Origin of the sequence: Chryseobacterium sp. ON_d1 (assembly GCF_006829085.1) — a bacterium.
Classification (GTDB): Bacteria; Bacteroidota; Bacteroidia; order Flavobacteriales; family Weeksellaceae; genus Chryseobacterium.
This window is the reverse complement of the sequence record NZ_BJTC01000016.1, coordinates 46,382-59,262: the sequence shown is the minus strand read 5'-3', so window position 1 is coordinate 59,262 and position 12,881 is coordinate 46,382. Positions and strand designations below refer to the sequence as shown.

The 12,881-nt window shown below is 36.3% G+C and carries 9 protein-coding genes; 3 read left to right on the top strand and 6 right to left on the bottom strand.

Annotated features, from left to right (window positions below):
* Positions 1–3: 3 nt before the first annotated feature.
* The 4 genes from CRS_RS21460 to CRS_RS21445 form a co-directional block, all read right to left on the bottom strand.
* A complete protein-coding gene (locus CRS_RS21460) occupies positions 4–1,389 on the bottom strand; it encodes a RagB/SusD family nutrient uptake outer membrane protein (protein ID WP_142725996.1) in 1,386 nt (461 codons plus the stop codon).
* Between the two features lie 42 nt (positions 1,390–1,431).
* Positions 1,432–4,416 carry a SusC/RagA family TonB-linked outer membrane protein gene (locus tag CRS_RS21455; RefSeq protein WP_142725995.1) on the bottom strand — a complete coding sequence of 995 codons (2,985 nt, stop codon included), beginning with the start codon at positions 4,414–4,416 and terminating at the stop codon, positions 1,432–1,434.
* Positions 4,417–4,528: 112 nt separating this feature from the next.
* Positions 4,529–5,095, bottom strand: a complete 567-nt coding sequence (locus CRS_RS21450) for a hypothetical protein (RefSeq protein ID WP_142725994.1) — start codon at positions 5,093–5,095, stop codon at positions 4,529–4,531.
* Between the two features lie 21 nt (positions 5,096–5,116).
* On the bottom strand, positions 5,117–5,362 hold the full coding sequence (locus CRS_RS21445) for a hypothetical protein (protein WP_142725993.1): 246 nt from the start codon (positions 5,360–5,362) through the stop codon (positions 5,117–5,119).
* A gap of 236 nt (positions 5,363–5,598) precedes the next feature.
* On the opposite strand from CRS_RS21445, the gene CRS_RS21440 reads away from it, so the two are divergent.
* Positions 5,599–5,925 (top strand): hypothetical protein, encoded by a 327-nt coding sequence (locus CRS_RS21440; RefSeq protein ID WP_142725992.1) that lies wholly within the window; start codon positions 5,599–5,601, stop codon positions 5,923–5,925.
* Positions 5,926–6,227: 302 nt separating this feature from the next.
* Here the strand turns inward: CRS_RS21440 and CRS_RS21435 are convergent, their stop codons facing one another.
* Both CRS_RS21435 and CRS_RS21430 read right to left on the bottom strand, forming a co-directional pair.
* Positions 6,228–8,756 carry a S8 family peptidase gene (locus CRS_RS21435; RefSeq protein WP_142725991.1) on the bottom strand — a complete coding sequence of 843 codons (2,529 nt, stop codon included), beginning with the start codon at positions 8,754–8,756 and terminating at the stop codon, positions 6,228–6,230.
* A 2-nt stretch (positions 8,757–8,758) separates the two neighbouring features.
* Positions 8,759–9,754 carry an AAA family ATPase gene (locus CRS_RS21430; protein ID WP_142725990.1) on the bottom strand — a complete coding sequence of 332 codons (996 nt, stop codon included), beginning with the start codon at positions 9,752–9,754 and terminating at the stop codon, positions 8,759–8,761.
* Between the two features lie 500 nt (positions 9,755–10,254).
* On the opposite strand from CRS_RS21430, the gene CRS_RS21425 reads away from it, so the two are divergent.
* On the top strand, positions 10,255–11,469 hold the full coding sequence (locus CRS_RS21425) for a hypothetical protein (RefSeq protein WP_142725989.1): 1,215 nt from the start codon (positions 10,255–10,257) through the stop codon (positions 11,467–11,469).
* Between the two features lie 168 nt (positions 11,470–11,637).
* The gene (locus tag CRS_RS21420; RefSeq protein ID WP_142725988.1) at positions 11,638–12,879 is read left to right on the top strand and encodes a DUF4297 family anti-phage-associated protein; all 1,242 of its coding nucleotides are present in this window, start codon (positions 11,638–11,640) and stop codon (positions 12,877–12,879) included.
* Positions 12,880–12,881: the final 2 nt, after the last annotated feature.

Genomic DNA, 12,881 nt, shown 5'->3' with positions numbered 1-12,881 from the left:
TATTTAGTAACCAGTATTCTGAGGATTAAGCTTTGGATTCAGAAGCAATTCTTTCTGCGGAAGTGGCCATTGCGCGTGAAAGCTTTTCCAATTCGGCTTTAGCAACGTAAGCTGGTCCAGCAGTCCCCATCTTTTCAGATCAAAAAAACGGATGCCGTGCTCCGTAAAGAATTCTCTCCTTTTTTCTTCCCGCATCTGGATCCTGACGTCATTTCCAGATAATGTACTGCTTAACGCAGGTAGACCTGCCCGCTGTCTGGACCGGTTGATCAGCGGGATGGCTTCCGAAGCCCTATTAAGTTCAGTAAGAATTTCTGCCTGCATCAAACAGACCTCATCCAGCCGGTAGATCACCGAATATTCAGTCGGATTATTGACCGAGAGGTTCTTATATTTTGCAGAACGGTAATTGGTCTGCTGTCCGAAAGGGACTGCTGCCATATAGTTCTGACGGCGCAGGTCTGCCGTCGAAAATAAGCTGACCAGATCAGGTCTAAGTACAAATGATGTCGGAGCTCCCGTGAAAGTGTATAAGGAGGCTTCTTTGGTGGCATCATTATTATTCTTCGGCTTAAGCTGCCAGATGATGTGGGACCCGCTCTTCTGAAATACTTTTGAAATATCATTCTGATAACTGTAGGCTGGGTTCTGCATAATTTCAGAGCATAAGACCTCTGCCTCATTCCACTTTTTCAGGAGCATCTTCATTTTAGCCAGTGCCATATAGCCCGCATATTTATTCGGATAGATCCTTTCCGCATTCTTATAGGCTGAGGGAAGAAGATTAACCGCCTCTGAAAGATCCGTCTCTACCCTTAGCAACAGTTGATCCTTAGGCATTCTGCTTAGTTTACTGTTGACCATATAGTCGGTGGTATCCGTGTAAGGAATCTCACCGAAGATCTGATAGAGCTGCAAATACAATATCGACCGCACAAACAAAGCCTCTCCCCTGATCCTCTCCTTAACGGAGACAGAAAGTGCTTGTGAACTTCGGGCACCTTCCATAATACTGTTCGCCGCATAGATCTGCTGGTAAGCGTTCGTCCAGAATGTCGTAATTGTCGTATTGGTAGGAATCTGCTGGTTATTGTAGAGGTCAAGCACGCCATTGGACGTACTGGTATAGACACAGGTCAGATCATCGGTGTAAGTACCCAGCAGCGCACCCATCCCATCGATGCCTCCCGAAAACATCGAGTTCGTCCAAAGGCCGGCATAGAGACCTGCCAGAGCAGCATCCGCAGTCTGCTCATCTTCAAATACCAGCTTGGTGGGGATCTGGTTGGAAGGAAAATCCGTTTCAATAAATTTTTCGCACGAGACCCCAGAAAGTAAAACAGCCGTGAACAGACACCCTGTTATAAAGTATTTTATATTTTTTGCCATGATTTTAATTTTAAATTATAGTTGACCATTTCGACAAGTCTATCAAAAGGTGATCTGAAAGCCTACAGAATATGTTTTCAATGGTGGTAAAAATCCATTCAGCACAAATTCAGGGTCCAGACCAAAGTATTTGGTAATCGTCAGCAGGTTCTGTCCCTGCACATAGATCATCGCCTCCCTGATCCCGAACTCCCTCACAGGGATCCTGTAGCTAAGCTGTACATTTTTCAACCGGATAAACGAAGCATCCCCGATTGCTGCCGTAGAATTCTGAAATAATGAATGTGCAGAGGTTTTTGCCGCCACATTCCCTGAACTGTACGGCATGTAAGTTCCCAAAGGATTGGAAGAAGACCACACATCCAAAACTTCAACAGGCTGGTTGTTCATCGAACCCGGAATGACCATCTGCTTATTGTAGTTCCAGTTTCGCTGCTTCACGAAATACCACAGGAATGATGCTGACCACGGACCATAGCTCAAGGTATTTGACCAGCCTCCGAAAAAGCGCATTCCGATCCTCTCGATCACCTTATTGTCATCAGGAGAAGATATCTTTCCGTCACCGTTATAATCCGTGAACTGGTAAAGCCCCGTCTGCGGATTGATGCCCTCGTACTGATAGACCTTTACCAGTGATGTCGGATAGCCGATCATATACTGGTTCGCATAGGTAGAACCTTCAAGATTCGGGAACTCCGTCAGCCTGTTATCGGGGATTGACATATTGAATGAAGTGTCGTACCTCAGCTTCGAGTTCCTCAGCACCTGAACAGAAGTTTCAAGCTCCCAGCCTGTATTTCTGACCTTTGCCGGAAGATTGGACTGTATGCTTGGAAACCCTGTGGTTGCAGGCAGAGGAATGCCCACCAGCTGGTTGGATGACGTATTTTCATAATAGGCTGCCGAAAGATTCCATCGGTTCCTGAACAATGAAAACTCAGCCGCTATCTCCTTTTTCAAGGTCTTCTCCCAGCTGAAGTCAGGATTGTAGAGCCTGGAGGGATTAAGCCCCGTCGTATTATTGTAAATATTGGTAGAGACCGTGTAGGTGTCAAGATACTGGTAATCACCGATCCTGTCATTTCCGGAAGTCCCGATGCTCCCCCTGATCTTGGCCAGGCTAAGCCATGAGATATTTTTCATCCACGGCTCTTCAGACATCAGCCAGGCAGCACCCACCGCCCCGAAATTCCCGAAACGGTTGTTCGGTCCGAAACGGCTTGAGCCATCCCTCCTTCCGGTCACATTCACGATGTACCTTTTCAGGTATTTATAATTGAGCCTCGCAAAAACAGCCGTATAATTATACTGGTTATTCACCTGGTCCCCGATCACCTTGGTCTTAGCCGCTGCAATATTTCGGATGAGGGCATTGCTCTCAAAGCCGTACCCCTGTATGGTTCCCGATTTGGTCTCCGACTGCTGCAATGTCGCGCCGATCAGCATTTCAAAACTGTGCCGACCTGCATGATACTCTCCCACGATCTGCGGCTCCAAGATATAGGAAAAAGCAGAGCTGTTGTTTTTCGAGGAATTGGAAGTCGAGCTGTTCAAACCGAATGAAGGATTGTACATCGTATGAGGCTTGAGAGAATATTCCTCAAAATTATTAAAGGTCAGCCCGCCGTTAAACTTCACAGACAGGAACGGGAACAACCGATAAGACAATTGGGTACCTGTATTGATAAAGCTTGAGGTATTGAGGTATTCGCTCACGAATGACGCCACAGGATTGGTAAATGTATTGTTCTCCCAGTTCAGAGACCCATCAGCATTATACAAAGCAGGCGCATTGGGACTCAGGGTAAGGCTCCGCTTGGTCAGGTCATCATTCACGACATTATTATCCTGAAATGAGACCGTATTGTTTAGATTCACCTCCAGCTTACGGTCAGGACTCCTGTAGCTGAAATTCCCTGTAAGATTATTGGTCCTGTACCGAAATCCGGCAGGTAATACCGTTCCCTGTTCAAGATGACCATAGCTGATAAGATAAGATGTGTTTTCAGAACCGCCGCTCAAGGAAAGCTGTACCACCGAGGCATCAGCCGTATTTCCTATCAATTCTTTCTGCCAGTCTGTATTCCTCTCCTGACTCCACGTATTGAGATCATAGGCATTAGCAGGAATTGCAGTGATCCCGTCATTCTGGAAGGCCTGCCTCCTCATGCCGAGATACTCTGAGGTATTCATCATTTTCAGACGATTGGCCACCGTACTAAGCGAATAAGAGGTATTGAGCTTCAGTTCCGTCCTGCCCTTCCTGCCTCTTTTAGTGGTTACGATGATCACCCCGTTTGCGCCACGGCTCCCGTAGATCGCCGTAGCATCAGCATCCTTCAGCACCTCGAAGCTCTCAATATCATTAGGATTGATCGCATTGAGAGGACTCACGGAACCATAAGGTAAAACCGTTGCACTGTACACAGACGGCGATTCAGATAGGATCGGCACACCGTCAATAATGTACAGGGGCTCATTCCCTTCCCTACGGATACTGTTCTTACCCCTGATCTGGATATCAAAACCTCCTCCCGGCGTTCCGGAGTTCTGCGTGATCGACACCCCGCTCATCCTTCCCTGCACCGTAGAAAGCACATTTGCAACAGGCTGGTTTTCGATCTCTTTTGCGGAAACCCGCACAATGCTTCCCGTCCGCTCTTTGTCACGAACCTTATAGTACCCTGCATTGAGCACCACCTCCTCGATCTCCTTCTCCTTACCTAGCGAAACGTTCAGAGTATCCCTGTTCCCAGGCATTACCTTTCGTTCAGGATAATCCGGATGCCGAAAGATCAGGACAGGGTTATCTCCCGTCACCTGCACGCTGTATGTTCCGGAACTGCCAGTAAGCGTAACAGCACTGCTGCCCTGCTGAAATACCGAAACACCGGAAACAGGCCTGCTCTGTTCCGTGACAATGCCTGTGATCACACGCATCTGCCCTATTGCCACGCCTGAGACGAGCAATGTTAAGCCAAGAGCCATTTGGATATGACCCAGGCTGCAAAAGTTTTTTTTCATACTTTTGTTATAGTTTAATTTATTAGACTTTGCTCTTTCCTGCGCGGCGTCAACTTTGCGGAAAGGGCTTTTTTTTGGTTTTTATGGTATTCTAAATACTTTCATCATACGGTCATCCTTTTTTCATTCTCTGCTTTTTTTTATAAGAATTATCTCTTCTTTTCCTTCCTCTAGCCAGAATCAGGAATGCGGCATCCAGCATTTTGGTTAGGTGGATACAAGGACCTACAATCTTACTCTCGGCCGAGTGCGTATAAACGCCCAGTGAGAAATACACCGAGACCGAGATATAATACTCGAAATCTTTGAGGCTGTATTCTGCAAAAGCCTTTTGGAATACAAGGAACGGATTACGGTACTCCTGATCAGAAAGCGACCCTATTATTGGAGGAGCATTATTTTCAGCATACATCTTTAGATAAGATTTCTCTTGCTTTAGACCCAGCACATAACAAGCACGCACAAATGAGCGCAGGGCCTGATGAAAGTGAAAGACTGCCGAATGATCTTCTTTGATCACGTATTTCTTTTTTACCGCACAGATCATAATATTATGGAGCATTTCCTTAGCCGTCGCCAGCTCATTGAACTGGAAAAAGGTTTCAATAAGCCCCAACCCGGAATACGTATCACTCCCGGACCAAAACCTGGCCTCAAAGTCAATTCTGTTGTTTTTCAATGGTTCAGTTTACATAATTTTTCAATAGCCGAAGGCAGGAAGTTCTACCAATACATAAAACCTCCCTACCCAAAGGCCATCAATATGAATAAAATTAACGTCACGTGTAAGCTCTAAAGCCGCAATAGGTTGTACACCCCATTGTATCGTACAGTCTGATACTATATTATAAGAAAGCGGCTTAGAAATAACTGTAGAGAAAAGCGGACTGCATTGGAAAATAAAACGGCGTGGAACTCTACAATATCCGCCCAGAGGTACTGCCATACCCATAACAACAGATAGAGAGAGCCCACGCCTAGGTCGTGAGCCTTCTGCTTATCCTCTCGTTGTTATTTGAAAATTGGCAGTTTTCTTAGGCGAGATTCTAAGCGAATAGCTTCCAATATTTTTGAAGGTTCGCAAAATTACAATTAAGTAACTTGTTTTACAAAGATAATAAAAAACATTTCGGTATACAAAACTATACCAAAATATTTTTCATTATGTGCTTAATTGCATCTATGATTAAGGAAAGTGAAAAAATTATAATTTTAAAGACAGCGATTACTTTGCGTAAAATGCTTAGTAAAAATAAGAGTTACTCGTCGAAAACTGATGGTAATTCTGATGTAGTTAATAGTTATGATAAAATAGCTGCTAACTCCAATTCAGAATTGACCAAAGCGACTGTTAATAGTGCCTTTAGTGGAAAGAAAAGGTCAACAATGGCAACTATTGTTCTTATAATTGAATCAATGGGTTACTTAATGAAAGACTTTTCAGAAATTTATGATAAACTTTCAGAAAAGGAAATCTCTAAATTCAGAGACGAAGTGATGAAGAAATAGAAAATGATTGCCAGCTAAGCGCATTCATCAAAATATTCGCTAGTTTACATATATCCTTAAGAGCTATTTTATCATTTCTTATTTCAAATAATACTACTCAGAATTAGATAAGTAAATCCTGACGAGAGTTGGGATTTTTCACAAATTTGTATATCAAAATATAATGTAGAACTTGTTCTATATATGTCAGTTTTTTTAATTTACTAAATCTTCTTCTTAAAGCATATATCAAATTGGCTTTACACTTACAGCAATTAAGGTAGTTATTGTAAATTTTATATGTTTCATGTCTGTAGACATAGTTAATTTTCAACTTCTTGTTCAACAATTACTTGAGCTTCAGATAATAACTTATAAAGTTCTAATTCTGTTCCTATAGATTCAAAAGAAACACAAATTGAATACTGTGTTTCATTATCTAAATTCCTATCCCATCCAACATGCCCAATAACTGAAATACTAAATTCCTCAGCAAATTGATGAGGTTCAATAATTGCCCAACTTTTTTGAGCCGTAGAATTATTTCTATTAATTTCATTCTTAGAGTAAGCAGGGTTTTCTCTTAGGCACCACCGTATAGAATTTAATCCTTCATCTACCCCATTTTGGTTTACTGTTAGATCATCTAATTGCAAATACTCAATTGTTCTTGTTCTAAAACTAACAAAGCGTTCATTATATTTAGAAGATTGCCATTCTAGCCAATTTGAGAGGTATGAATGCGATCCTTTTCTTGTTAACCTTGTTTTTGCAGTAAAAGTAAGAGTTACTTCAACTAAAATTTTATAATTCTTGCCTTCACCTCTTAACTCAGTAGGAATATTCAATTTGTATATATCCGCATTTTTTGGTTTAACTTTACCATTTTGAATAAAAGTAATTCGATTTGATGTATTGTTTAATGCTCTGTTTAAATCAGGAACACCATAACCATACCTTCTTATATCATTTAAAGTTGGATTATCAAAACAATGTCCAGGCAATCTTGCACTTTGAACCACTAATGCTCTATACATTTGTGAGCTTTCGTTAGGATATTCAGCATGAAGTCTAGAAACTATATAACTAACTTTAGGAGCGCTATAGGAAGTTCCATACGCATCTCTACCTACAGCGTTTGCATTATGTAAAGTTGAGTTTACTAATTCAGGACATAGCTCTGCCTGAGTTTTAATTTGTGATGAGTTCTTATTTATAACTAAATCACCACCAAACTCCACTACATCTGGTTTAATATTACCCCACATTCCTAGTCCGGTCCTGGAAAAGGGAGAAACGAAACCTTCGCCAGCAATCGATTTATAATCCTCATCTTCATAATTACTAATGGAAATAGAGCCTACCGTGATAGCAAAATAACTAACTCCAGGACTAGCAATTTGCGATGTAATTTCATCAAGATAGCTTGGATAAGCCCTATCATTATTAAGATGCTCAACAATACCCGGATTTCCTTCTACCTGAGAACTCTCAAATAAATTCCCACTAGCTAATATAAATAATACATCTTTTTCATGAATAAGTTTATCTATTGAAGCAGCTAAAGCCGGCATATGAGTCCCATAATATGCGGAATCTTCACAAACAGATAGATTAAATATTCTAGTATCAGTATAGTCTTCAACAATTTGTTCTAATAATGAAGGAACAAATTTCCTATCACTTATTCTATTTGACTTATCTAATATCCTTGCATTTTGAATAATACTTTCTAACTGATATTGGCCATCTTTTGGTATAAAATAGGGATACAATACAGCCCCTGCCACCTTCGTGCCATGACCGCTAAGCATTACATAATCAGCTTTTGAATCATCATTTTCGACGTAAGAGCGAGAACTAGCAGTATCAATTGCCAATGAAAGTAACCTGTGATCTTCTTGTATTCCGCTATCTATAATACAAACTTTTGGTGCATTTTCTGCGGGACGTTCAATTTCAAAATCATAATCATCAACTAGAACCTCTGAAGTATTATCAATGTTATAAGTTGTACTTAGCTTAACTTCAAACAAATACTGGTATGTAATAACAATATCACGTAAACCTGATCCATTTATTGATATTTTAAAGTACACTGCATCAGTTTCATTGTCCCATATATCATACAACTCCCCTCCATAAATTTGGAGATATTTTTCTATTTCTCCTTCTCTCTCCATTTGTTTTGAATCCCTTAGTATATTTAATGATTCTACGTGCTCATTAAATTCTTGAACTTTTTGAAAATATTGTTCATCAGTAAGATCAGCGGAATTAGTAGGATATTTTTTTTTATTATGAATGTAACAAGATACTCCCAATTCAACCATATAGATAGACTCATTATGTAAAGTACTCCATATAGACTTTAAATCTCCTTTTAACAATTCATCACGCCGCCAATTACTATCTGTTTTTACTTCCCAAATTTTCGAAGCAGTATCTTTGTATTTTCCTTCCTTACTTAAAAACTTATTTACTTTTTCTTGAAAACTGGCAAGATTATCAAAAGATGCTCCGATAATATACCCATCTGGTTCTTCTGAAATAACTTCAATTCCCCAGTTAGAGAGGGAATCAATGTTAAATGCACTCGTATCAACTTTTAGAAATACAGGAATATCATTTTCATTTGGTGTTAATATTCCTTTTCTCCGCTTCTCATCCTTTAGCTCAGTCCAACTTCTACTCAAAGATTGCGCTGAGTTACTTAGATAATTACCATGTTCTTGTCTATTACGTTTATTATGTAAAGTAATTTCATGTTTTTTAGTTCTTGGTCTTTTTCCTGAAGGTTTCAAGATACCATCTACCTTAAAAGGTAATCTCAAATGAGGAAATTCTGGCATATTTATTTTATATAAAAAGAATTTTCAGCTAATGATTTTTCTAAGTGCAACGGTGTTAATATTTGTTCATTACCAATAACTGCTAGTTTAGCGGCGTCATTAATAACTTTTACGACAATAGCAGCGCTATATCCGTCCATTCTTTCTGCAATATTATTCCAATCTATATCTTTTGCTTTCTCAATTGATGATAAGGTCAATTTTATTAAACGAAGTATTTCTTGTTTGCTTGGTTTAGGAATCTCAATTATATCATCAAATCTTCGAAATAATGCTCTATCTAATACATTTTCCAAATTAGTTGTAGCAATTAATAAACCTTTTGAATTATATTCTTCTAAAAGGCCTAGCAACATATTAACTATTCGATGCATTTCACCAACATCTTGGGAGCTGTTCCTTGTTTTACCTACAATATCAAATTCATCAAATAATAAAACGCAAGGATAGTCTTTTATACCCTCAAATAATTTTGTAAGATTAGCAGCTGTTTCTCCTAAGAAGGATGAAATAATTACATCAAATTTTACTTTCAAAAATGGAAGCCCTAAATTCCAAGCGATTCTTTCCGCACTCATGCTTTTTCCGCATCCAGGTTCCCCAAACAAAAGAATCTTTTGTTTATATTTTAATCCATGATTGGCAAGACGTTCTTTAGCTGCAAATTCTTTTTCTATTCTACGTATTTTTTCTTCTGTTTCTACTGGAAGCACCATCTCGTGCCTTAGCAGTTCTTTATCAATTAACGTGGCTAAGGGAAAGTTGTGTCTTTTATCAGTTGGAATAGAAATATTACTAGGTAACATTTTTCTAAACTCATTTTTGTACAACCGAGGAGAAGAAGTATTTTTATCCAGTATTATTCTTAATTTTTCAGCAAGCTTACCATGTCCTTTCTTGTTTTCATTATCAATAATTAAATTCGCAACAGAAACAATGTTATCATTTTTTTCACCTTCTATAGATCTAAATAATCTAATTAACAAGTCTTGATTCATTTTTATATGTATAATGGAATGAATTCTATATTTGATACTATAAAAGTTAACTATAATTTAAATTATAGCAACTCTAAAGCATTCACAGTTTTCAATTTTTATAAAACTAAATACCATTTGTTACAATATAACACCCAAATAATGAATATTATATAAACTATTTAACAAAGCTAATGAAAATTTATTTGAGCAAAGTAATGTTAAGTATAAAATTTAATTGAAGTATTTCTTTAGCAATTAAACAAAGAAATTAAGTCACCTGTATTAAATAATCTTATAAATCTAGTAACTAAGGAAATTCGGATTTTTCTGCTTTTAGAGAACGACTAGAATTCTTATTCGTAAAGAAATTCCGTAAAAATACTGACCGCCAATTTTCTAGCAATTTCTATTTTTATTTACGGAAAACCGTAACAAACCGATAATATTTTGATATACATTTGGCTATTAGATTCTTATTGCTAATTACTCATAATCAGTTACTATTAAAAAAACTAATAATGGAAACAAAAAAACGCTCTATTTTAAAACTAGACATTCCAAAATCTGATACTGGAATTTTAGTTTCAGATCTATTTAAATTATTAATTTCAACAGACCAAACAGCAAATCAAATTAAAGATATTTTGAACAAACAATTCGAACAAGATGAATTTATTCCCATTCCAGGAGCTCAAACCCTTGTAAACTCTCAAATTGTTCAGAACAATAATTATATCAAAAAAGATTTAATTTCAACACTTGATAATATTACTTTCTATTCAGATAATACTTTCACTATCAATTTTAATAACGTTAATGATCAAGAGAATTTTGGAGGTAAAACGACTCTAAACACCTATCCAAAATATTCTGCTCAACGTGATTTTTTCGGTAATTTGTTCAGCATGGACAAGTATGCAAAAAAGCTAATAGATAATGGATTTAAGAAAATTGTAGAAGCAAATCTAGAACTCTTAAAAGAAGAAAAAATAAAAGACAAAAAATATAGGTTAATACATTATAAACCCGATAACAATTATTATTTGCGTGCAATAGTTTCTACAGATAATTATTTTGATTACAATAATTCAATTGCAGTTGTAATAGCACTACTAACTCTATATAAAGAAATTAAATCCTCCGGCGTTGCTTATTCTCTTAAATTATGTGAGTATAATGAATCAAATATCAGAATGTTTTTTGATTCAACAGGCGAAAAAGAACTTGAAGGAATTGGTTATGTGAAAAATATCGTTGAAATTTCAAATGATGAAATTAAAAGAGAAGCATTACGTTTTTCAGGAGTCTGCACGATTAGCTATGATAACAACAAGCAAAAAAATGAAATTTATATCAAGCCAAAAGATGTTAAATCAAAAATATTAACTATTAAGCATAATCAAAAACCTAACAATGGATTAAAGAGTTTAACTGATTTTGAAAATGTAGATAAAGTCCATAATGAGCTTTACGAAGATATAAAAGCGATAAAAAATATTAAGAATACAGAGCAAATAAAATTTCTTGTGCGTCGAAAGATAGATAATGCCAAAAATGATGATATCAAGAGATTCAAAGCATCTATTTTGAATGAATTGACAAAAACAACAACTAAAAACATTATCGATCTTTTAAATGTTTTCAATAATATTCAAGTCTTAGCGAATGAAGATATAGAAGCCTCAGAATATTTGAGATATGTGATTTATGAAGCTTTGATAAATAAGAAGTAAAATATTTATAAAATTCAGTAAGAAAGCAGCTACAATTTCTTTTATTTTTATAAAATTATTAAATAAAAAAACAATAAAATTTCATTAATCGTGTAAAATTTGACCATAATTATATAATTATTATTTTAATGAATATTTTATTAATTTTGATTTAAAACTAAATAACTCATGGCATCAAGAAGTGCAGAGGCATCAATAAAAGGATACTTCTATCAATTTGACAGTGCAATTATGGAACTATTGCAACTTTCTAATAGTTCTGACTCAATTACTATAGAAGGTATAGAAGATGTTGACATAACTACTGCAACTGATAAAACCGCGATTCAATTTAAGTATTATGAAGGTACGGAGTACAATCACTCTGTAATAGCTGAGCCAATTCGTTTAATGTTAACCCACTTTTCAGAATTGAAAAAAACTGGTTCAACTAGTATAAAATATATTCTTCGTGGACATTACAAATCTGGTCACCATAAACTGACTCTACCTTTAGATTTAGCATTCCTCAAGACTAATCTCCTAACATATAAGGTAAAAAATATCAAGCATGAGCATTTTACAAATTTGTCACTTAGCGACGCTGATCTTATTGAATTTATAAATTTGGTAAAAATTGATATAAATGCAAAAAGCTTCACTGAACAATATGCTGAATTATTATCGTTACTAAAGCGTCAATTTAGTTGTGGAGATTTTTCAGCTGAACATTTCTACTATAATAATTGTTTGAAACAAATTAGGAATTTAAGCATTCAAGCCTCAATTAACAACAGAAAAATAACTAAAGAGGATTTCATTACTTCAGTTAATACACAAAAAGTACTTTTCAATGAATGGTTCATATTCTTAAAATCTAAAAAACAATATATCACTCAAATAAATAGTAATCTTAAAACAATTAAAGCTTTAGAACAAAGTAAATCGAAAATAATTCTAATTGGTAATAATATTTTAACAGCAGACAACTCAGAGATGCCATTTGTTCATTTTGTTGAAAATATAGTAAACAAATTTTACAAAATGAATTCGTCACTAAGAGATGCTAAGCCTTTAACATTTATTTTAGATTGTCATGATGCTGAAATAAAAAAAATCAAAGCACTTCTTATTAATGATAACTGGGTTTTTAATGATGGATATGAACATATTAATTTTTCGCCAGCAATTTTCAATGCTGATCCAGTAAAAAATATAAGTCCAAACTTGACCAAGATAATTAAATCATCATACTTTTTTAGAATTATATCCAGATCTACATTTGAAAATAGTTTTGATAAAATGCATACCCCTAAAATTTTCCTAAATTTTTCGAATACAGATATAGTTAAAAAAAATCAGGATAGCCAATTCTTTGATTTGAAGTATTGCGAAAACTTAAATGATATTTATCAGGTTCTAACCAAATAAAA

Excerpts from the sequence above, each read along its gene's own strand:
- CRS_RS21460 (WP_142725996.1), bottom strand. The coding sequence starts at position 1,389 with ATGGCAAAAAATATAAAATACTTTATAACAGGGTGTCTGTTCACGGCT.
- CRS_RS21455 (WP_142725995.1), bottom strand. The coding sequence starts at position 4,416 with ATGAAAAAAAACTTTTGCAGCCTGGGTCATATCCAAATGGCTCTTGGC.
- CRS_RS21445 (WP_142725993.1), bottom strand. The coding sequence starts at position 5,362 with ATGGCAGTACCTCTGGGCGGATATTGTAGAGTTCCACGCCGTTTTATT.
- CRS_RS21440 (WP_142725992.1), top strand. The coding sequence starts at position 5,599 with ATGATTAAGGAAAGTGAAAAAATTATAATTTTAAAGACAGCGATTACT.
- CRS_RS21435 (WP_142725991.1), bottom strand. The coding sequence starts at position 8,756 with ATGCCAGAATTTCCTCATTTGAGATTACCTTTTAAGGTAGATGGTATC.
- CRS_RS21430 (WP_142725990.1), bottom strand. The coding sequence starts at position 9,754 with ATGAATCAAGACTTGTTAATTAGATTATTTAGATCTATAGAAGGTGAA.
- CRS_RS21425 (WP_142725989.1), top strand. The coding sequence starts at position 10,255 with ATGGAAACAAAAAAACGCTCTATTTTAAAACTAGACATTCCAAAATCT.
- CRS_RS21420 (WP_142725988.1), top strand. The coding sequence starts at position 11,638 with ATGGCATCAAGAAGTGCAGAGGCATCAATAAAAGGATACTTCTATCAA.